Consider the following 21,821-nt stretch of genomic DNA (forward strand, 5'->3'; position numbering starts at 1 on the left):
CGTGGCACGAAGAAAAGGTAGAATACTTGCGTTTCAGGCGCTGTTTTCATGGGATGTCGGCGGAATGTCCGTAGACGAACTGCTGGCGTTTCCCTGGATGGAAGCGGACGTGCTTGCGAAGACCGATGAGGGGAGTCTGTCTTTTGCCCGGCTTCTGATAGCCGGAACAATTGAACATATTGACGAAATAGATTCGCTGATAAAAGCCCATTTGGATTCATGGGATTTCGAGCGCATAAACAAAGTCGATCTCGCCGTATTGCGGATCAGCGTGTATCCGCTCCTCTATCAGCACGATATACATCCTTCCATCGTTATAGACGAAGCCATCGATATTGCGAAAGAATTCGGTTCGGGCGATTCGTTCCGTTTTATCAACGCGGTGCTGGATAATATCAGAAAAGACGTTTCGCCGTAATCCCGTTCGGAGTTTGCAGATGAAAATACGGTATGCGGGTTATGTTTGTACGCTCTGCTGTATGCTCGTATGCTTTTCATGCCGTATGAGTTCAAAGGAACAGGCGTTTACGGCAAAACTCGATGAAATAGACGTTGCCGTTTCGATAGGCGACACCTCCGCCGCCGTTGCGCTGCTTGACAAACTTGCAAAGCAGCCGGCCGGCGCGTTTCAGCGTCTGGGCGTGTATCGCAGATATATGACACTCGGCCAAACCGCCGCTGCCGAAAAATATTTGCGTGCGGGACTTGAAAAATTACCGGAAAATCCTGAATTGACCGCCGTATACGTCTGGTTTTTGTACGGGCAGGGGCGTTCGGCTGAAGCGCTTGAAGCCGCCCGTCCGCTGCAGCAGACTCAGTACGCCGCGCTTCTGTCGGAATTGACGGTTCGGAACGCGGCCGGCGGTGCGGCGTTAACCGATCCCGGTTTTATCCGGATTTATACGGATGCGTATGCCGCTTCAAAAAACGATTTATGGCTTCAAAACGCCGCCGTCATAGAAGCCGCTGCGAGCGGTGCGGTAGCCGTTTCCGCGTTTCCCCCGGAGCAAACGTGTACGATGCCGCTTTTCTGGGCGTATGCGGCGTACGATGCCGGCAGGTATTCACAGGCGCTTGCGTATGCGAATACCGCCGCCGCGCGGGAAGGCGACGATTCGCTTGAAGCCCGGTTGCTTGCGGCCGATATTTTTACCGCTTCGGGTGACGACGCGGCGGCGGAATCGGCGCGCGCGGCGATCATTGCGCGTAAAGGCGCTCCGGCAGCGCTTTATTTCAATTCCGCCCGGTACGCCCGTCTTACGGGCGATACGGTTCGGGAATACGAATTACTGAACGAATTGACTTCCTTATATCCGGATTACGTGCCCGGGCTTGACGCGTACGCGGATTTCGCGCTGCGGAGCGCCGCCGTTCCTCCCGAAGACGCGCTCGCGCGCGCCGTCAGGGCGGCCGGAATGCAGTCGGCCGGGATGAAAGCGTACGACGCCGTTCCGCGGATCAGTTCCGCATCGGTTATCTCCCGAATGGACGCCGCGCTGGAGCGCAGTCGGGATCCGCTGCTGGCTGCGATACGCTACCGCTATGCGTTTGACTCCGCACTCGATACTTCCGCCGATCTGCAGAAAAAAATCGCCGAACTGTGGCTTTTATTGGAACGCTGGACGGATGCCGGCGGTGCGGTAAACGGAACGCTGGTGTCGTACGCCGTTCCGCTGCTGCTGTCCTTCGGTGAAGAGGCGGACGCGCGGCGTCTGTTCGATACGTACCTGCTGCGGCGTTACGGATCGTCCGTTTACGCGGATATCCTTTCCGAATTGAGTGCAGCGGAGTGCGGGTACGCGGCGTATTTTTGTGCGACTGGTGCGGGCGAGGGGCCCGATATTCCCGCCGCGCAGTATATCTATCAGTATCTTGCGGAAAATATGAAAGAATCGTATCCGGAACTCGCGGAAAAAAACGCGTACGAACCATCTCCCGACGTTTTGGTTAATCTGGCGGAATTATACGCGGGTACGCGCAAGTACGACGCGGCAAAACGTTTATACGGTACGGCCGCCGGTAAAACCGCCGATACGCAGCTGAAAGCGGAAATCCTGTACCGGCTTGCAGACACGCAATTCGCTTCGGGAGATAAACGCGCGGCGCTGATTTCCGCCGATTATTGTCTTTCCCTGAATTCTTCCCATGCCGGAGCGCGTATTTTGCGCAAACGGCTTGCGGCGGATCGCTGAAACGTAAGAGCAAAAAAAAGACCGCCGCAGCGCGACGCCGGGCAGTCCTTTTCCGTTATCGGTTATATTATTCAATAACGGCGATAATATCGTCGCCTTTCAGAATCAAGTGATCTTCACCGTCGATTTTGATCGCCGTTCCCGCATACTTGTCGTACATAACGTGTTCGCCGACTTTTACCTTGATTTTTTCAGTGTTGTCGCCGATTGCAACAACGGTAGCGGTCTGCGTTTTTTCCTGAGCCGTTTCGGGGATAATAATACCGCTCGCGGTTTTTGATTCGGTTTTTTCCGTTTTTACCAGAACGCGGTCTGCTAGGGGTTTAACTTTCATATAAGTCCTCCATGTGGATTATTATTTGTTTGTTTGCACTATTTAATATACGAATGAAACGGACGAACGTCAAGAAAAATCGCATATTCGGCGTCCGTTTTTGTGTCTTTTTGATACGGCTGCACCCGTTCCGTTCTTTGCTGTGTCATTCTGAACCACTGTTTTATGCTTTCGCTCCGTGTGTGTCGTTTTGATACACTCGCTGCGGACGGCTGCTTTTTTTAACGTTTCATTAGACCGTTGCCGTTTTATATAATTCATTGCTTTATAACGATATATGGTGTCATTTTCTGGCGGAGAAAAAACGGTGAAAGTTGGCACGATTATTGCTATATAATTAGTGTCAACGAATTATATTATAAGGAGATTCAAAATGGCAACAGTTAAGAATTATACGATGGCTTCGGACGATAACGTATTGGCTCTGTATCTTAAAGAAATCAATAAAATACCGCTGTTGAGCCGTGAAGAAGAAACCGATCTTGCCGTCAAAGCTGCGGCCGGCGACAAAGCTGCCAAAGATCGAATCGTTAATGCAAATCTCCGGTTTGTTGTTAATGTTGCAAAAAAATATCAGAATCACGGACTTGATTTAGTCGACTTGATAAGCGAAGGCAATATCGGTTTGATGACTGCAATAGAACGTTTCGACGTGTCAAAAGGATATCATTTCATTTCATACGCCGTCTGGTGGATCCGGCAGTCGATTTTGAAAGCGATCTGCGAAAAATCGCGCATGATCCGGCTCCCGCTCAACCGTGCGAACGAACTGGTGCAAATAGAACACGCGCGGAAATTGGTTGCCCAGGATAAGACAGAAGAAGAAGAAATCACGGAAGTTGCCGATATGCTGAACATGGACGTGTCGCACGTGCGTGAAATGCTGAATATTTCACGCGATATGATTTCGCTCGACGCGTCTATCCGTTCTTCCGATCAGGACAGCGCTTCCATCGGTGAATTCCTGGAAGATTCCCGGTACGAAGATCCTGCCGATACGGTGCTGAACGCTTCCATGCAGGACGACATCGACGGCGTGTTGGGGACGCTTACCGACAAGGAAGCCGACGTACTGCGCTACCGCTTCGGATTGAACGGCAATAAATCGATGTCTTTGAAAGAAGTCGGTGATAAATTTAACCTGACCAAGGAACGCATCCGCCAGATTGAAAAGAAAGCGATCAAACGGCTGCAGCATCCGGCCCGTACCGTCCGTCTTGAAGCGTACGTCGCCTGATATTCTCCGGTGCGAAACCTGCGGGTTTCAGGCCGGGTAGGGTCAATCGGGTTGTGCGAGCGCGGAGGCATATGCGGGAGATCGTCTGATGTGATCGAACGCGTCCTGCCGCGCCAGCTCCAAAAGCTGCGAATCGCGTACCGGGTCGGCAATGCCGAGCGTCAGATAGCCTGATTGCTGGATTCCCGACACTTCGCCCGGTCCGCGCAGCTGCAGGTCCTGTTCGGCGATGACGAAGCCGTCGGTCGTTTCGTGGAGCGCTTTCATGCGCTCTATGCCCGTTTTTGAAATGTGTGCGCCGTATACGAGAAAGCAGAACGACTGCAAACTGCTCCTTCCGACGCGCCCGCGCAGCTGATGCAGGGCGGCCATGCCGAACCGGTCCGCGTGTTCCACAACCATACAGGTAGCGTTCGGAACGTCTACGCCGACTTCCACGACGCTGGTTGCGACCAATATGTCCGTGCGGCCGTTTTTGAAATCATCCAATATCCGGTGCTGTTCCGCTTCTTCTATCCGCGAATGCACGAGCGCTATTCTGAATTGCGGGTACACTTCCTGCGACAAAAACCGGTACATATCTTCTGCATTTTTTATGCCGTTTCCCGTATCGGGAATCAGGCTGCCGTCGTCGTCCGATTCCGACTCTTCTATGCGCGGATAGACGAAATATGCCTGATGCCCTTTGGCGACTTCGGCACGGACGTAATCGTAAACGTTTTTTTCGTTTCCCATGCGGGTGAGATACGTTTTGACGGGAAGCCGCCCGCGGGGCATAGTCCTGATAACGGAAACGTCGAGATCACCGAACGCCGTCAGCGCAAGCGTCCGCGGAATGGGAGTCGCGCTCAGCATAAGCAGCGACGGCACGACGTACTGCGGAGAATCAGGCGCGGCGGGCTGTCTGCCTTTTTCGATGATCGCGTTGCGCTGCAGCACGCCGAAGCGATGCTGTTCGTCGATGACTGCGAGGCGCAGATCTTTATAATGCACGTTTCGGGAAAAAAGCGCGTGGGTTCCGATTACGATATCGATGTCACCCGCTTTGAGCGATTTCAAAAGCGGGCCGCGGCTTTCCGCGGTGATGTTTCCGGTCAGAAACGCAAGCGTAACGCCCGTTTGTTCCAGCAGTTTCGCCGCGCTTTCGGCATGTTGGCGGGCGAGCAGTTCCGTCGGGGCGAGGAGCGCACATTGCCCGCCCCAGTCGGCGGTGCGCAGACAGGCGAAGAAAGCGGTGAGCGTTTTGCCTGAACCGACGTCGCCTTGAACGAGGCGCGCCATCGTATAAAGCGGTTTGCCGGCGGCGGCTTTCGCCCTGCTTTGTTCGGCTCGGTCTATATCGTCGTTCATTTCCGAAATGCATTTCATTTGATCGGCTGTCAGCTCGAACGGCAATGAATCGAACAGTTTTTTCTGCCGGGGCGACAATTTGCGTGCGAACGTTTCGGTAAGCGTTTCTTGCGTGTGTTCCCGTTCGGAATTTTCCGGCATAACGTCCGAGCCCGTGGCAAAAAAAGGCTGCTTTTCATCGTCGGGAAGGCGTCCTTTGTGGCGCAGGGCGCTCAAGCCGATCGCCGTTTGAAAATGATACAGTTCTTCATAGATAAGCGTGCGCCGTGCGTCGAGTGCCTGCCGCAGTGTCTCCGGGCAGTGCATGGCGTGTAACGCCGCCTGCTTGCGGAGCAAGTGTCGGGTTTCGATAACGTCCGCAGGCAGCGTGTCTTCTATTCCCCGCGCGTATTCCTGCAGCGCTTTCCGTACGGCTTTCCGCATCTGCGCCTGAGAGAGGCCCGCGGTAAGCGAATACACGGGAAAAACCGCCGAGCCGGGAACGCGTTTCGTTTCATATTCGGCGAGCGAACCGCCGGGCGCGATGAGCGCAGTTTCAAACGCACTGCTTTGTAGCCGGCCGTACCGTTCCGAAAACGTTCCGGTTACGGCGATGATCGCGCCGTCCGGCAGCGATTTTTCCAAAAACGGCCGGTTGAACGCGACGAGTTCCGCATCGGCCGAGCCGTCCGTTATATGGATTTTGAGCGTTTTCATTTTTCCATAGCCGAACCAGCTGTGTCCGGTTACCCGGGCGACGGTATGTACTTTTCCGTTGGAACGGAACTGTGCGAGCGGAACCCGCTGCGTGCGGTCTTCCCAATCGCGCGGATAATACGCAAGCAAATCAGCAACCGTGTAAATACCGAGCGCGGCGAACAGTTTTGCCCGTGCGGGACCTATGCCCGCAAGCGTGGAGACCGGTGTTTCGATTTCCGTCAGTTTCATAGTCCGTATGCGAACCGGCTGCGGATTTTCAGAACGGCAGATGCAGGCAGAGCGATATGATTATCCGCATCAGACTGCCCAATACGAGCTGGCAGACGACCAGAACCGCCAAACTGATGCCGATCGCTTTTTTTTGAGACAGAAATTGACTGTTTTTGGTACTGAACATGCCTGCAATCCGGTATATGACGGGATTCAGCGTGCTGTCGAGCATTTGCCATATTGAGGACGACGCGTTTTTGCTGACGAGCAGGACGATCAGCCTGATGACGAGCAGCAGAATCAGGAATCCGAGCACCGACGACAGCACGACCCACACGACGTTCAGCAGCGCGGCGAGTATGCCGCCGAGTGAAATACTGTTCTGCAGTACGATGGAACTGAACAGCGACGAGGCTGCGACCAGTACGCCGATCGCCGCAACCGGACTGAAATCTATCATGCCGATACGGAGAAATCTGAACCGCTTGAATACGTCGAGATACGGATCGCAGATCCGTGCGAGAAACTGCACGAATTTACTGTACGTCAGGGACGGCACCCAGGTAAGCAATATTCTGATAAAACACAGCATCGTGTATACCGAAACAATACCGGTCAGTATGTTCAAAATCAGCGCCATAAAACACTCCTGTAACCGCAGCTATTCCCGCCATACGGAATCGACCAGCGGCTGGCTTTCCAGTTCACTGATGAACGAGTCGGTTCCGGGAACGGTCATCTGCGCGTTCGATTTGACTATGTAGTCTTTGTTATCAGTCTCCATATGAAAATATACACAACAAGTACCGGTAGTGCCAAATAAAAAATCACGCAGCGGGTATAATTGCTGTTCTTTCGTAAAAAACGAGCTCAATTTGACGTGCAGCTCGCGTGCGGTTTTTACTTGAAGCGCGGCGGGATCCAGTAATTCATCCACTAAAAAGGACGGCGCGTCGGGATCGCGGCTTTTGTCCACTTTGCCTGCAAACGCCTGCACCGTTTCTTCAGCAACTCTGCCGGTGGCTTTTATCTGTTCCCACGTTTTCGGAAAGAACGTCAGATCGAAGGAACCGTTCAAATCTTCCAATTGGGCGAACGCCATCTGAGCGCCTTTTTTGGTCGTAATGGTTCTGATATTCTTTAAAAGGCCGATGATCTGATATTGTTTTCCTTCCTGTGCACGTCCCATGGTGGCGGACGTTACCGTCGCCGCGTTTTTGATCGTTTCACGGTATTTATCGAGCGGATGTCCCGACACGTAGCAGCCGATCAGTTCTTTTTCCATATTGAGCATTTCCATAACCGGGATTTCCGGCTGCTCTTCATATTTGAAATCCGCGAATTCCTGCACGCCGCTGTCTTCAAAAAGGCTTACCTGGCCGAACCGTCCGGCGCTTTTTTTGCTTTCGGCATAGTCGATCGCCCGTTCCATATTCGCGGTGAGCGTCGCCCGGTTTTTATCGAGCTTGTCGAACGCGCCCGTTTTGATGAGCACTTCAATGGCTTTTTTGTTCACGTCGTGCGTGTTCACGCGGTCGAGAAAATTCATGAAATCGGTATACGGGCCGTTCGCTTTGCGTTCGGCGATAATCGCGTCGGCGGCTGCTTCTCCCAGCCCTTTGATACCGAGCAGCCCGAACACGATGCGCCCGTCGACGACGTCGAACACTTTATCCGAGCGGTTTATATCCGGCGGGTCGATTTCGAGGCCCATGGAACGTCCTTCGGTGATATATTCGGGCAGCTTGTCGGTACTGGTGATTTCGTTCGTCAAGTTGGCCGCGATGAATTCCGCCGGAAAGTTCGCTTTCAGATATGCCGTACGGTACGCAACGACCGAATAGGCGGCGGCGTGGCTTTTGTTAAAACCGTAGCCGGCGAACGGAATCATGATTTCAAAAATGTCCGCCGCGTGTTCGGCGGTAAAGCCGTTTTTGACCGCGCCTTCGATAAACTTGGTTTTTTCGGCGGCCATAACTTCGACTTTTTTCTTTCCCATAGCACGGCGCAGCATATCCGCACCGCCGAGCGAGTAACCGGCGATACGCTGTGCGACTTGCATGACCTGTTCCTGATATACCATAACGCCGTACGTTTCTTCAAGGATGCTTTTCAGGCACGGATCGGGATAGGTTATTTTTGAACTGTCGAATTTGCCTTCAATATATTGGGGAATATAATCCATCGGACCGGGACGGTACAGTGCGTTCAAAGCGACGATGTCTTCAAGACGGCGCGGCTGCGCCTGCTTCAGGATTTTCTGCATACCGGGACTTTCAAACTGGAACACTGCGGACGTTTGTCCCGCGCAGAACAGATCGAACGTTTTTTCATCGGTTTCGGAAACTTCATCCGCCCTGAACTGCTCGTATCCCGGCCGCTTTCGGATGATCCGCTCGGCGTATTTTATGAGCGTGAGCGTTTTGAGTCCGAGGTAATCCATTTTGACCAGTCCGCACGGTTCGATGATATCCATCGTGTACTGTACGGCGACTTTTCCCGTTTTGCTATCTTTGTAGACCGGCGCCCATTCGGGGAGTTTCGATTTGCCGATTACGATGCCCGAAGCGTGCAGACTGGTGTTGCGGTTGTTGTCTTCGAGTTTAAAGCACAAATCGAACAGTTCTTTATAGCGCGGATCGTTCCGGTACGGAGCGAGCTGTCCCGAGCCGGGAATCTTTTCGTTTACTTCAAACGCGTCTTTGAGGTGTACCTTCGGTCCATCGGGAACAAGCTTGGTGAGTATGTTTACTTCGCTGAGCGGAATATCCAGAACGCGGGCAACGTCTTTGATAACGGCCTTCGCCTTGAGCGTTCCGAACGTTACGATATGTCCGACCTGCGGATCGCCGTATTTGCGTCTGGTGTATTCGATAACGTCCTGCCGGCCTTCGTAACAGATATCGACGTCGAAGTCCGGCATACTGATGCGCTCCGGATTCAAAAAACGCTCAAAAATCAAATTGAAGCGGAACGGATCTATATCGGTAATGGTCATGGCGTACGCGACGAGCGAACCCGCCCCCGAACCGCGTCCGGGTCCTACGGGAATGTCGTTCTGTTTTGCCCAGTTGATAAAATCCCATACTATCAGAAAATAACCGGAAAATCCCATCTGAAAAATGATACCGAGTTCGTACTCGGCGCGCTGCCTGATTTCTTCCGTAATTTCCGGATAGCGTTTTTCAAGTCCCTTATATACCAGATGCCGTACGTAATCGTCCTGAGTTTTGAATTCCGGCGGAATCTGATACACGGGCAGGCAGTCTTTCAGTTCTTTCGTACTGAACTGCGGAATCGTCAGATCGCACATGTCCGCGACCCGTTTCGTGTTTTCGATCATTTCGGGATAGGCGGGAAACAGCTGTGCCATTTCTTCGCCCGTTTTCATGTAAAATTCGGTTCCTTCGAATTTCATCCTCCGCGGATCGTCCCGCGTTTTTTTTGTGCCGATACAGACGAGTACGTCTTGCGCGATATAATCTTCTTTCAGACAATAATGAATATCGTTTGTCACTACCATCGGTACGCCGAGTTTGCGCGCGATGTCGATCAGTTTGGGCGCAACTTCTTTTTGCTGCGCGATGCCGTGATCCTGCAGTTCGATAAAATAATTTTCCGCACCGAAGATGTCCCGGTAGCGGCGCACGAGGTCTTCGGCTTCTTTGTTTTGGTTGTTCAGCAGCAGCTGCGGCAGCTGTCCGGCAAGGCACGCGCTCAGGCAGACGAGCCCGCCCGAATACTCGCGGATCAGTTCTTCGTCGATACGGGGCTTGTAATACATACCTTCCGTGTAGGAACGGGAAGTGAGCATCATCAAATTCCGGTAGCCTTCGACGTTTTTGGCGATCAGTATGAGATGGTAATATTTGTTTCCCTGTTCGGTTCCTTTATGCTCGTGGCGGCTGCTGCCCGCGACGTAAAATTCACAGCCGACCAGCGGTTTTATACCTTCTTTGTGGCACAGCTGTTCAAAACGCAGCGCGCCGAACATGTTGCCGTGATCGGTCAGCGCGAGCGCGCTCATGCCGAGTTCTTTTGCCCGTGCGACGAGCGTTTTTACTTTTGCCGCGCCGTCGAGAAGCGAATAATCCGAGTGAACGTGTAAATGTACGAAATCTGTTACAGCCATGCGTATATTGTACCGGTGCGCGCGTTTTTTTGCAACGCCGCCGCCGGCATTTCCGCATATTCCGTCCATTGACTTGATACGGTAATATTCTTATAATTGCATAATTATACAGGATTTTTTGTAAAAGGCGGTTTTTTGTGCAGATCACGCTCGATAACCTTGTAAGGACTTATACTGCTTCTTCCGCTGCGTCGAAGGACGTGCACGCGGTCAGAAATATCAGTCTTTCGATTCCGTCCAACAGTATTTTCGGCATTATCGGAAAAAGCGGTGCGGGAAAATCGACGCTGGTCAGGCTTATCAGTCTGCTTGAAAAACCCGATTCCGGTGCAGTTTACTTTGACGACAAGCGGGTCGATATGCTTTCCGGAACCGAGTTGATAGCGCGCCGCCGCCGCATCGGTATGATTTTTCAGAATTTCAACTTGTTCAGTTCCCGAACGGCGGCAAAAAACATTGCGTATCCGCTTGAAATCTGCGGAACGGGAGCCGCGGAGATTTCGGCGCGCGTGGCGGAATTGCTTGAGCTGGTAGGTCTTGCCGACCGCGGAAATTCGCCGGTCAGTCAGCTTTCGGGCGGACAGAAACAGCGTGTGGCGATTGCCCGCGCGCTGGCGAACCGTCCCGATATATTGTTCTGCGACGAAGCGACGAGCGCGCTTGATCCGCAGACGACGCGGTCGATCCTCGAACTCATTCGCCGGATCCAGCGCAAAATGAATTTAACGGTCGTCATGATCACCCATCAGATGGAAGTCGTCCGCGACGCCTGCGATTTCGTCGCCGTACTCGATAACGGAACGCTGGTAGAGCAGGGAACGGTCGAGCATATCTTTTCACGGCCGCAGACCGCCGTTACCAAGGATTTTCTGGCCAATTTGGCGCTGCCGGTTGAAACTGCGGAGCCGAGGGCGGAAACGGACGGAATCGCCGTTCCCGAAGACAGTCTCGTCCGCTGGTCCAAGGAAGGCGGCAAATATACGCTGCGTTTTATCGGTAATTTGACCGGCGAACCCGTATTGAGCAGACTTTCGCGTAATTTCAACATCGAATTCAATATCCGCGCGGGCGGCGTGCAGCGCCTGCCTGCGGAAAACATCGGTACGCTGATCACGGACATTACGGGTTCGGCGGGCGAGGTGGAGCGGGCGCTTGATTATCTGCGTTCGGAAGGCGTTATCGTCGAAGAAGCGTAAGTCGCCGCGTATGCGGCGTGCGGTGCGGCGGGGGTGCGCGTTTGCGCGATGCAATACAGTTGCGCGACGCGATGCGGCTGGCTCGCTTATTATCAGGAGGTAACTGATGGATTTCAATACATTATGTTCGCTTGTCGGCGTGGCGACGGTTCAGACGCTGGTGATGGTTATTACCTCTACTTTTTTCTCGTTATTGCTGGGCCTTCCGCTCGGTATTCTGCTGTGTGCGACCGATCCCGTTTCGGGAATCGCGCCGAAGGCCGTTTTGAACCAGATACTGACGCGCATCGTGAACGCGCTGCGCTCTTTTCCGTTTATCATTCTGATGATTTTGCTGTTTCCGCTTTCCCGCATTATCGTCGGTACCAGTATCGGAACTTCGGCAACGATCGTACCGCTTTCAATCGCCGCCGCTCCGTTCGTTGCCCGCATCATCGAAACGGCGCTGAAAGAAGTTGACCCCGGCGTCATTCAGGCGGCCCGCGCCATGGGCTCTACCGACGTGCAGATTATCGTAAAAGTACTGCTGCCGGAAGCGATGCCGTCTCTCGTTTCGGGCGTAACGCTGACCGTTATCAATCTGATCGGCTACTCGGCAATGGCGGGCGCGATCGGCGGCGGCGGCTTGGGAGATTTGGCGATCCGCTACGGATATCAGCGCTTCCGTCCGGAGGTAATGGTTGCCGCGGTAATCGTAATATTGCTGCTGGTCGAACTTATCCAGTTCGTGGGAACCCGGATAAGCGCGGCGCTGCTGGCTAAACGGTAGCATCCGCTCAGTCGGCGGTCGTGTTGACACGACGAATGCTTTTCGGTATGTTTAATTCATACTAAATTGATAGGTTTATGGAGGATAGAAACATGATGAAAAAAATCATTTCAACAGTGTTTGCTTTGACGGCTGCCGCGGTTTTGTTTGCCGGCGGCGGAAAAGACAAGAACGCGCAAGTTCTGAAAGTAGGAGCCACGCCGGAACCTCACGCGGAAATGCTGAAACTGGTTACCGACGATTTGGCGGAGAAAGGTATTACGCTCAAAATCATCGAGTTTACCGATTACGTAACGCCGAACGAAGCGCTGGAAAGCGGTCAGATCGATGCGAACTTTTTCCAGCATCTGCCGTATATGGATTCTTTCAACAAGGAAAAGGGTTACCATTTAGTCAACGCAGGCGGTATTCATATAGAACCGATGGCGCTGTATTCAAAAAAGGTAACGTCGCTTGACGCGCTGAACGGCGCGACCGTTGCGATTCCGAATGATCCGACGAACGAAGGCCGCGCGCTGCTGCTGCTGCAGTCAGCCGGACTGATCGAATTGAACGGTGCGGCGGGAATTACCGCAACTCCGCTCGATGTAGTTTCAAATCCGCGCAATTTGAAATTCCGCGAAATTGAAGCGGCTTCTCTGCCCCGCGTACTTTCGGACGTCGACGCGGCAGTCATTAACGGCAACTACGCGATTCCCGCCGGACTGGTTGCAAAAACGGACGGGCTGTTCATAGAAGGCGCCGATTCTCCGTACGTAAACATTATCACCGTGAAAGACGGCAATCAGAACGATCCGCGTATCGTCGCTTTGGTAAAAGCGATGCAGAGCAAAGAGATCTCTGATTTTATCGCTTCACGCTATCCGAACGGTGAAGTCGTTCAGGCGTTCATGAGCGGAAACTGAGCAGCGGTTCAGCGTTCCGGGTATTAAAAAAGGCCGTGAAGCGGATTTCAGCTTCACGGCCTTTTCTTTTTGGCGACGGAACCGTTCAGTTTGAAAGGAAGCTTTGCATCAGCGTGACAAATTGATATATCTGTTTATAAATGGCAATTCCCTGCTGTTTTACCGGCTGATCGGCAAAATGTTCCAGTTCTTTCCAATTGATCAGGATTTCAGGATGCGCTTTTTCATGATCGTCGAGCAGCATTTTGATATTTTTTGCGAGCAGGATAAGATGCTGCGTTCCGGTCAGTAAAAACGAACGTGCTTTATCGTTCGTGTCGTTCAAAACGGTGTGCAGAATATTCAGGGCATCGCGATCCCGTTCACAGCGGGAAACGAGGTTTTTCAGTTTTGCGGCGAGCGGCGTATCGTCTGCAAGCGTGTCGTCGAACTCAATGATCTTATCGGAAAGCTCGAGCAGGCCGTGATACGCGTTCGACATCGGAACGGAAAGCGCGGCGGTAGCCCATTGTCCGCGAACCAGCACCAAATCGGAAAATTCCCTGATATTTTTCTTCAGATAATCGAGCAGAAACGCTTTCATATAATTGAGCGGCTGCTGATACATATAGGAACCGGCGTTTTTGCGTTCAAAAGCAAGACTCGCCGTTTCCGTGTAATTTTTTAAACGGACAACCGCGGTCGTGCCGAAGATCGACGTTACCAAAGAATCTATCTTTGACGATTTCTGATCGGATTTGATTTTGACCAGAATACTTTCGGCCTGCTGCCGTATTTTATCGAGGTACGGCTCGATAATATGTTCATCGCGTTCCGTCGGGGTGAACTCGTATCCGGGATCTTTCAAAACGAGTTGGAGCATCATATCCAAAACCCGCGATTTTTGCAGTTCTTTGATACGCGAAAGTATTTTTGTCCACACGCTCTGGGAAATCGGTTCCACACCTTTATGTTCTTTCAGCATACTGAAAATGTCGTTCCAGGAGTCGTAATTCTGCAGCGGCCAGGCTATGCTGATAAAATCTTTTAAATCGTCCGCAATGTATTCTCCGCTGATGTTTTCAAAACGGGGCGGAGCCGAAAATTCCCGTTCGCGTAAATTGGAATCGAATTTTTTCAGCAGAAAATAATAATCGTACTCACAAAACGCTTTGAACAGCATCATCTTATTGTAGGTACCGTCGATTTTCTTGATGGTATCCATATCAAAATCGGAAAAAAGCAGTTCCGCATTGCTTTTTATCTGATTTTCCAGTTCTGACAAAGACAGTTTTTTTGCCTGTTCGTAAACGTATTCTTCGTCGAGTTTTTCTATTAAATCCCGCTGTTTATCCGAAATGACGCTTTGAATGATGAGCGTTTTAAAAGCGTTCGGATTTTGGATGCTTTGGAACATTGCCTGCGCGGGGGCGATAATTTTGTATATTCCGTAAAAGAGTTTGGCAAACGGAACCAGTACTTCGTCACCGCTGAATTTATAGAACTTAAAGCGGGTTTTTGAAAGAGTTTTCGCAATATTTTTCAGCATTCGGCGCTTTTCCACTTCGGGATCCGTGGAACCGAAGATCGACGCGATTAAGCGTTGAAAAATATTCATGTCGGTTTCGGAATTCTTATCTTGTTGTCCCATGGTAACAAATATACGACAAGTTCGGGGAACGGGTCAAGACGTACCGTTTGCTTTCGATCCGGAGTGGCTCCGTACGGGCAGTTCAATGTATACCCGTACCGTTGAAGGCCGTGCACCGCCGGCATCCGGAGGTTCGTTTGAAATGGAAATGCTTCCGTCGTGCAGCTGTACGATCGCTTTCGCAATCGAGAGGCCGAGTCCGCTGCCTTCCGAACTGCGCGAACGGTCCGCCCGGTACAGCCGGTCGAATACGCGCGGTATGTCGGCTTCATCTATACGGCCCGGATTCGTTACGGTTATGGCTGCGGCCGTGCGCCGCCGCGAAGCCGGTGCGTTTTTTTCTTCTATTAAAAACGTTACTATTCCGCCGGCCGCCGTGTGCTGAAACGCGTTCTGCACTATGTTTGAAACGCAGCGCTGGAGCAGCAGGACGTCCGCGTAAAAGACGCTTTCACCGTGTTTCTGCCATCGGACGTCGCACTGCAGCGTAACACCGTTGCGTTCCGCCAGAAGTGAAAAACGCTCTTTGATGTCGGCGGTGAATGCGTACGGGTCGACGGCTGCCGGGTGTATTTCCATTTCGGGTGATTCAAAACGGCTTAAATCCTGCAGATTGCAGACGAGCCGTTCGATATGGTTAAGTTCTGAATATAATGCCGCAAAGCGTTCCGCGTCCGGATGCAGCACGCCGTCGCTGAGTCCTTCGATCTGCATTTTAACGGCGGTAAGCGGCGTTCGCAAATCGTGGGATATATCCTGCATCCACTGCCGCCTCAGCGATTCTTCACGCTTGAGCGTCGTTTGCAGTTGCCGTACGGATTCCGTTATCCGGTCGAATTCCTGTATACCGGTCGACGCGATGTGGGCTTCCGTTACCGGCAGTCCGGTAATGGAATTGGAGAGCACCGCCGTTTTTGCGGAAAAGACGGACGACGTCAATATTGACAATACGAGGGCACACGCTACGGCTGCCAGCGCGCCGACCGCCAGTGCCCGTTCCATGGTTGACAGAAAAATCCGGTTCGCCTTATACGCAAGAAAATCGACGCTGTCGGCGGCTAAATATCCGATGAGCGTCGTTCCGTCTTTAATCGGTACCGGCGGATTGAGCGATAGAAAAGACGTCAGCGGGCCGGTGCTTTTTTCGACTTCGGGCACCGTTTTCCGTTTTCCCTGTTCCAGCAGCAGCAGGGGTTTTCGGTCCGTGTCGAATACGTACACGTACAGCGAATCCGTCACGTACGGCAGCAGCGCTTTTTCCAGCGAAGATTCGCTCAGCCCTCCGGTCAGGCGGTACGTTTTTGAAATGACCGGCAGCAGCAGTTTTTTAAGTTCATCCTGTTTGTCGAAATTCCAACTCGATACGGACGTTCGTATCGCGGCGGAAAAAATAAACGACATGATCAGCAACACGGCGCAGGAAACGGCGATCTGTCCGGAAAAAATTTTCCCGAATATCGTTTTCATGCGGACTCCGATCGGAGACTGCCGCCGAATTTGTAGCCGAAGCCCCTGACGGTAACTATCCAGCCCACGCCGAGTTTTGCCCGTAAGTTGGCGATGTGCGTATCGACGGTGCGTTCGGATCCTTCAAAAAAATAATTGAAGCATTCGGACAATATCTGTTCGCGGGAAACGACTTGGCCGCTGTTTTCTGCGAGATAGACGAGGATTTTCCATTCCGCGCCGGTCAGATTTACGTCGATTCCGTCTATAGCCAGCGTGTGTTTCGCCGTGTCAAGCGTTGCGCGGCTTTCGCCTTGCTGCCATTCGCCCGAAGCTCCGGGAACCGTTTCGGCACTGCCGCCGCTGCGTCTGAGCAGCGCCTGTACGCGGAGTACCAGTTCTTTGGCGGAAAACGGTTTGCAGATGTAATCGTCCGCACCCAGTTCAAAGCCCAAAATTCGGTCCGATTCGCTGTCTTTTGCCGTTAAAAAAATGATCGGTACTGCCGAGACTGCGCGTATCGATTTTGCAAGGGCAAATCCGTTTCCGTCGGGAAGCATGACGTCCAAAATGATCAGATCGGCTATTTCCCGCCGTACTGCGTCCAGTACACCCGCTCCGGTATCGAATTCTACCGTTTTGTGTCCGTCAAGCTGCAGGTAACCGGCGACGGCCTCGCGTATGAGCGTGTTGTCTTCAACAAGCATGATGCAGGACATGTCAGTCTCCGTACGTTATGTCGCGTATGGTGACGCCCGTTGCGTCGCGGATACAGAACGTGTTTCCGTCCCGGTCGTACGTGAACGATTCTTCAGCTACGGGCTCTCCGGCGGCGTTTTTCGTTACCGTGCGGCTTAAAAGCTCGCCCGAGTACGTTCTGTACTGCGTATCTTTGAGAACCGAGTCCGCGCCGAACCGCGTTACGGAACGTATTTTTTTACCGATATAGGTATAGACGACGGTTTCGTATAAACCGTTCCCGTCGTATCTGAGTTCTTTGACGGGCATTCCGGCGTCGTTGTATTCAAATGAAATCCGTTTCAGGATTTTGCCGTCTCCGTAGAGCGCCGTTTGCTCCGTTTTTCTGCCCGCATCGGTATAACTGAACGTTTCGGTGAGGGTAACCGCGCCGTCTGCGTTGTACGTTTTCTGTGCGGACAATAATCCGGCATCCGTGTATTCGGAAACGATCGTTCCTTCCACGGTTTGCGCTGCGTCGAGCGATGTTTCGGTAACGAGCAGGCCCGCTTCGTTATATTCGTAACGGTATGTCCATTTGAGTTGACCCGAAGCGTCCGTGCCTTTTATTTCAGAAACGAGGCCTTCCGGCGTGTAGTCGTACGTTACGGTCGTGTGGACGGTTCCGTCCGGCGAGAGGCGCTGTTCGGAGGCGATGCGGCCGGCATCGAAAAAAGCGATTCGCGACACGGTCAGCCGGCCGAACGATTCTCCCGTATATTCGGTCATTTTCAGCGGATTCCCTTGCAGCTTCAGCACGGTATTTTCCGCCGTATCCGCTTGAGCCGCTCCGTATGGTATGCAGAAAGCAAAACAGTAAACGCACAGTGCGGCCGGTATCAGACGTGTAGGTATTTTCACCGGTATCTCCTTTTACAGAGTTTGCCAAGATGTCGAGCTGCCCGAAACCCGTTTTTCAGGCAATTTCGGTTTCCTTGTAAATTCACTGTAATATTGTATAAAAAAAGGATAAAAAGAACAACCGTATGCAAAAAAACGGTTCGTTCGGTACGAACGTCTGTCGGCGGGACTGTCCGTAAACGCCGGTTTACGGACAGCTACGTAAGTACGGATACCGGATGGAGCCGGAAAAGCAGCATTCCGGCTCCGTTTTGTCAGTTGATGAGCGTGCCGTTTTCCGTGTGTACCGATTCCGATTCGGTACCGAGGTCGGCGGGGATCGGTTCTTCCGTCATATTTTCCGACGTTTCGCCCGCCAGACCGTATGTTGCGGCTGTATTGGCTGTGTCGGCCATAGCGTCGACTGCGGCGTTCCGTTCGGCCGCCGTTTCGGGTGAGTCGGAAAACTGCGGTTCGGCATACGTGTTCGCTTCCGGCAGGGTGTCGTTTTGTACGGCAGCCGCAGCCGTCTCGTCCTGTGTTTGCGGTTCGGCTTCGAGGCAGCCGGTCAACATCGTTGTCGCTGTGATCAGCAGCAGCGCTGAACAGACAGCTGCCACCGTGCAAATCGTATTCGTTTTTTTCATATCATGCTCCTTGATAAAGTGTTTTGTTGCGGACGCAGTCTAAAAAGCCGCATCTGCTTTTGGTGTCTTATTTTATGCTGACGCGAAAATCGGTAAACGTTTCCGCTATTTTATGTACGACGATTGAACCGGTGTTGATAGAGTCCAGTCCGACGAGTGCGCTTCCGTTCACCGTGAACGTGTTTCCCCGGATCTGAATCGGAAGTTCTTTGCCGGATAATGCGGTTATGGAACTTTTCATAAACAATTCTTCAGTAGTGAGTTTGCCCGCTACGAGATAATCCGTGATGGAATTTGCAAGCTGTGCTGCATCCGGTTCGGATCCGTCCACCGGGATGAACGCGGTAACGCCTTTTTCAAGAACGGACGCGTCGATATCCGCCTGGGCAAGCGCCTGTGCGAAGACCGTCAAGTCTGCGTCGTTTTCAACTGCTTCTTTCAGTTCATCGTAAGCTTCCGATTTCGATTCGGTCGCTGCGATAGCTTCGGGAACTTCCGCGCTTTCCGGTTCAGCTGCGATTGCTTCGGGAACTTCCGCATTTTCCGGTTCAGCTGCTGTGGAATCGGAAATCTCCGCGCTTTCCGTACCGATTCGGTCGATGATATCCGTGCCGTTTTGTGCGAATACGGAGCCTGCCGTAACTAGTGCCAATACGGTTACCAGAAAAAATACCCGTTTCATAAAAACCTCCTATTGGATTACGATTAGGATATAATCGTAATTTTCTGCTTTTTGTCAGTTCCGCTATTATGCGCATAATACGCCGCGACGCGGCGGGAACGGTTCCGTATTCGGCGATACGTTCCGGCGGATCTCTTTGACGGTTTTCAGCATACCTGCCGAATATCAAGTTTTTTCAGGAGGAATATTAAGATTGTGCAAAGATTTATTCGGTGGGCCGGCAGAATGAGGAAATCTCACCTGCTGACAGCCAGATTGCGTTTCTTTTTTGCCGTTATGGCTGCCGCACGTATCATCGGCCGGATTATATCCAAATATTGTTCATCCAGAGTCAGCATGTCGTCCAATATATCTTGGATCATCGTATATTTCGTCTTCGTATCCGCCGCAACTCCGGTAACAAGGTATTCGACCGTTACGCCGAGCTCTTGCGCAATTTTGACCGCGACATCGGCCGGCGGAATGGACTCTCTTATACCTAAATATGAATCAATCGTTCCTTTTACCAGTCCGGTTCTATACGAGAGTTCCTTTACCGTTAACCCCTGAAAATCCAATATATCGCGCAAATTTTCTCTGAATGACCCCATGCATTCAGAATACAACAATACTCTTATTTTAAACTTGACAGTATTACTATTATTATATATTATCTGCTTGCGATACGACGATTGTTTTATCGCTCCATACTATTTAAATCGTATGTGCGATTTAAAACCATTCTGGACCTCGTTTCGGCAGGACAGGGCGGTTTACGAATATACTCGTGCACAGTCGAACCGTTTTTAGTCGGTTTTACGGACTACGTGTATTCGCAAGCCCACAATTTCCGCTTTTTCATTTTCAGCGCAAAGCGCCTTCTCGCAAATTTCCGTTCCTTCCGGTACGGAAAGATATCTCGATTTAATCGTTCATTCATTCTTACTATCTATTAGCTTGTAAAGGAGTTCATCTTGCAGACACTAATTCTTGCAGGAGGAATGGGAACTCGGCTAGGAGAAGAGACAAAGCTCATTCCCAAACCGATGGTAGAAATCGGCGGTTATCCGATTCTCTGGCATATAATGAAGATTTACAGTCAGTACGGTTACAATGACTTTATCATTCTGACAGGTTATAAAGGGCATGTAATAAAAGATTATTTTCTTAATTATTATAACCGCTATTCTGATATGACAATTGATATGTCAAACAACGACGTGCAGATTCACAAAGTGCGAAGTGAGCCATGGAAAGTAACAATGCTTTATACGGGGCTTGATACCCTTACGGCAGGCCGCATTTGTCGCGCAAAGAAATATATAGGCGATGAACCTTTTATGCTGACGTACGGTGATGGTGTAAGCGATGTTAATATTGAAAAACTCGTTGATTCACATGCTGCGTCGGGTAAGCTTGTTACTCTTACAGCGGTAAAACCGGAAGGTCGTTTCGGCGCCCTTGCGATAGAAGATGACGGAATAATCAGACAATTTCAGGAAAAGCCGAGCGACGCTTGGATTAACGGCGGATTTTTTGTCTGTGAGAATAAGGCATTGGATTATATTCCTTCTGATGCACATAACGTTATGTGGGAACGTGATCCTTTGCAGAATATCGCAAAAGACGGACAGCTGCATGCCTTCAGACATAACGGATTTTGGCATCCTATGGATATGCTGAAAGATAAGGATGATTTAAATAAACTTTGGAGTACTGAAAAAGCTCCCTGGGATATCTGGGGACACTTTACGAACCGCGGATATTAAATGAATAGTTTGTTGAGTTTTTATAAAAACAAGAAAATTTTTCTTACCGGGCACACCGGCTTTAAAGGGGCGTGGCTTTGCCGGATTTTGATTGCGGCGGGAGCGGACGTTACGGGCTATTCGTCGGGAATTCCGACGGAACCGTCGCTGTTTGCCCTGACTAAAACTGCGGAGCAAATGAACTGCATCACGGCTGACATACGTAACGGGAAAAAATTGGCGGAAAGTATCGTTGCCGCAAAGCCCGATATCGTGTTTCATTTGGCTGCACAGCCGCTGGTACGGGTATCGTATAAAGATCCGGTCGAAACGTATGAAACGAACGTGATGGGAACGGTGCATCTGCTTGAAGCTGTCCGAAACAGCGGAACGGTAAAAAGTGTTGTCAACGTTACAACCGATAAAGTGTATAAAAACCGTGAGTGGAATTGGGGCTATCGCGAAAATGAAGAATTGTGCGGATTCGATCCGTATTCAAACAGTAAATCCTGCAGCGAACTGGTTACGCACAGTTACAAACAATCTTTTTTTTCCGATAATCGTGATCTCGCCGTATCGACGGCTCGCAGCGGAAACGTGATCGGCGGCGGTGATTATGCTCTTGATCGGATCATTCCGGATTGTATTCGCGCTGTTGAATCCGGAAAAGACATCGTTATAAGAAATCCGTATTCGACCCGTCCGTATCAGCACGTACTTGAATGCCTTTCCGGATATTTGCTTCTTGCCCGGCTACAGTATGAGGATAAATCCTCGTATGAAGGAAGTTATAATTTTGGTCCGGATGATTCAAGCTGCGTAACAACGGGTGAACTTGCGGATATGTTCTGCAGAACATGGGGCAGCGGTGCGGTATGGAAAAACGTTGCCGAATCGAACGCTCCGCATGAAGCGAATTTTTTGAAACTGGACTGTTCTTCCGCAAAAAACGTGCTCGGGTGGAAACCGCTGTGGGATATTCGGACTGCAATAAAAAAAATAGTCGAGTGGGAGCAAGCCGTACAAAATGGTGTGTCATCTGCAGCCGTAACGGATAATCAGATTAAAGAATATTTTGAAATATAAA

19 protein-coding genes are annotated in these 21,821 nt (G+C 51.3%); 8 read left to right on the forward strand and 11 right to left on the reverse strand.

The window, feature by feature from the left end:
• Position 1: 1 nt before the first annotated feature.
• Together nusB and TREBR_RS04030 are read left to right on the forward strand one after the other, a co-directional pair.
• On the forward strand, positions 2–418 hold the full coding sequence (nusB, locus tag TREBR_RS04025) for a transcription antitermination factor NusB (RefSeq protein ID WP_013757946.1): 417 nt from the start codon (positions 2–4) through the stop codon (positions 416–418).
• Positions 419–503: 85 nt separating this feature from the next.
• Positions 504–2,192, forward strand: coding sequence for a hypothetical protein (locus TREBR_RS04030; RefSeq protein WP_156786596.1), 1,689 nt, complete (start codon positions 504–506; stop codon positions 2,190–2,192).
• 67 nt (positions 2,193–2,259) lie between these two features.
• Here TREBR_RS04030 and TREBR_RS04035 read toward each other — a convergent pair whose 3' ends face one another.
• On the reverse strand, positions 2,260–2,526 hold the full coding sequence (locus TREBR_RS04035) for a co-chaperone GroES (protein WP_013757948.1): 267 nt from the start codon (positions 2,524–2,526) through the stop codon (positions 2,260–2,262).
• 373 nt (positions 2,527–2,899) lie between these two features.
• Here TREBR_RS04035 and TREBR_RS04040 point away from each other — a divergent pair, with 373 nt between their 5' ends.
• Entirely contained in the window at positions 2,900–3,763 is an 864-nt protein-coding gene (locus TREBR_RS04040; RefSeq protein WP_013757949.1) for a sigma-70 family RNA polymerase sigma factor, read from the forward strand.
• A 42-nt stretch (positions 3,764–3,805) separates the two neighbouring features.
• On the opposite strand, the gene recG is transcribed toward TREBR_RS04040, so the two are convergent.
• From recG to dnaE, 3 genes are read right to left on the reverse strand one after another with little or no spacing between them, the layout of a single operon-like run.
• The gene (gene recG / locus TREBR_RS04045; RefSeq protein ID WP_013757950.1) at positions 3,806–6,040 is read right to left on the reverse strand and encodes an ATP-dependent DNA helicase RecG; all 2,235 of its coding nucleotides are present in this window, start codon (positions 6,038–6,040) and stop codon (positions 3,806–3,808) included.
• A gap of 28 nt (positions 6,041–6,068) precedes the next feature.
• The gene (locus TREBR_RS04050; RefSeq protein ID WP_013757951.1) at positions 6,069–6,662 is read right to left on the reverse strand and encodes a YggT family protein; all 594 of its coding nucleotides are present in this window, start codon (positions 6,660–6,662) and stop codon (positions 6,069–6,071) included.
• Positions 6,663–6,683: 21 nt separating this feature from the next.
• Positions 6,684–10,154 carry a DNA polymerase III subunit alpha gene (gene dnaE, locus TREBR_RS04055; protein WP_041610622.1) on the reverse strand — a complete coding sequence of 1,157 codons (3,471 nt, stop codon included), beginning with the start codon at positions 10,152–10,154 and terminating at the stop codon, positions 6,684–6,686.
• A gap of 137 nt (positions 10,155–10,291) precedes the next feature.
• Between dnaE and TREBR_RS04060 the strand changes: the two genes are divergently transcribed.
• The 3 genes from TREBR_RS04060 to TREBR_RS04070 all read left to right on the forward strand — a co-directional run bounded on the left by TREBR_RS04060 (position 10,292) and on the right by TREBR_RS04070 (position 13,024).
• Positions 10,292–11,350: a methionine ABC transporter ATP-binding protein gene (locus tag TREBR_RS04060; protein WP_013757953.1), complete on the forward strand. Its 1,059-nt coding sequence runs from the start codon at positions 10,292–10,294 to the stop codon at positions 11,348–11,350.
• Positions 11,351–11,456: 106 nt separating this feature from the next.
• Positions 11,457–12,119, forward strand: a complete 663-nt coding sequence (locus TREBR_RS04065) for a methionine ABC transporter permease (RefSeq protein WP_013757954.1) — start codon at positions 11,457–11,459, stop codon at positions 12,117–12,119.
• Positions 12,120–12,214: 95 nt separating this feature from the next.
• A complete protein-coding gene (locus tag TREBR_RS04070) occupies positions 12,215–13,024 on the forward strand; it encodes a MetQ/NlpA family ABC transporter substrate-binding protein (RefSeq protein ID WP_041610623.1) in 810 nt (269 codons plus the stop codon).
• Between the two features lie 85 nt (positions 13,025–13,109).
• On the opposite strand, the gene TREBR_RS04075 is transcribed toward TREBR_RS04070, so the two are convergent.
• The 7 genes from TREBR_RS04075 to TREBR_RS04105 all read right to left on the reverse strand — a co-directional run bounded on the left by TREBR_RS04075 (position 13,110) and on the right by TREBR_RS04105 (position 19,597).
• The gene (locus TREBR_RS04075; RefSeq protein ID WP_013757956.1) at positions 13,110–14,654 is read right to left on the reverse strand and encodes a hypothetical protein; all 1,545 of its coding nucleotides are present in this window, start codon (positions 14,652–14,654) and stop codon (positions 13,110–13,112) included.
• 33 nt (positions 14,655–14,687) lie between these two features.
• A complete protein-coding gene (locus tag TREBR_RS04080) occupies positions 14,688–16,121 on the reverse strand; it encodes a sensor histidine kinase (RefSeq protein WP_013757957.1) in 1,434 nt (477 codons plus the stop codon).
• Positions 16,118–16,819 (reverse strand): response regulator transcription factor, encoded by a 702-nt coding sequence (locus TREBR_RS04085; RefSeq protein ID WP_013757958.1) that lies wholly within the window; start codon positions 16,817–16,819, stop codon positions 16,118–16,120. Before TREBR_RS04085 ends, TREBR_RS04080 begins: the two co-directional genes overlap by 4 nt.
• A gap of 1 nt (position 16,820) precedes the next feature.
• Positions 16,821–17,699 carry a hypothetical protein gene (locus TREBR_RS04090; protein WP_013757959.1) on the reverse strand — a complete coding sequence of 293 codons (879 nt, stop codon included), beginning with the start codon at positions 17,697–17,699 and terminating at the stop codon, positions 16,821–16,823.
• A 254-nt stretch (positions 17,700–17,953) separates the two neighbouring features.
• Positions 17,954–18,325, reverse strand: coding sequence for a hypothetical protein (locus TREBR_RS04095; RefSeq protein WP_013757960.1), 372 nt, complete (start codon positions 18,323–18,325; stop codon positions 17,954–17,956).
• A gap of 67 nt (positions 18,326–18,392) precedes the next feature.
• Entirely contained in the window at positions 18,393–19,007 is a 615-nt protein-coding gene (locus TREBR_RS04100; protein WP_013757961.1) for a fasciclin domain-containing protein, read from the reverse strand.
• A 236-nt stretch (positions 19,008–19,243) separates the two neighbouring features.
• Entirely contained in the window at positions 19,244–19,597 is a 354-nt protein-coding gene (locus TREBR_RS04105; RefSeq protein ID WP_013757962.1) for a helix-turn-helix domain-containing protein, read from the reverse strand.
• A gap of 363 nt (positions 19,598–19,960) precedes the next feature.
• Here TREBR_RS04105 and rfbF point away from each other — a divergent pair, with 363 nt between their 5' ends.
• Positions 19,961–20,755, forward strand: a complete 795-nt coding sequence (gene rfbF, locus TREBR_RS04110; RefSeq protein ID WP_013757963.1) for a glucose-1-phosphate cytidylyltransferase — start codon at positions 19,961–19,963, stop codon at positions 20,753–20,755.
• A complete protein-coding gene (rfbG, locus tag TREBR_RS04115) occupies positions 20,756–21,820 on the forward strand; it encodes a CDP-glucose 4,6-dehydratase (protein WP_013757964.1) in 1,065 nt (354 codons plus the stop codon).
• The last annotated feature ends 1 nt before the right edge of the window (position 21,821 follow it).

This window comes from Treponema brennaborense DSM 12168, assembly GCF_000212415.1.
Classification (GTDB): domain Bacteria; phylum Spirochaetota; class Spirochaetia; order Treponematales; family Treponemataceae; genus Treponema_F; species Treponema_F brennaborense.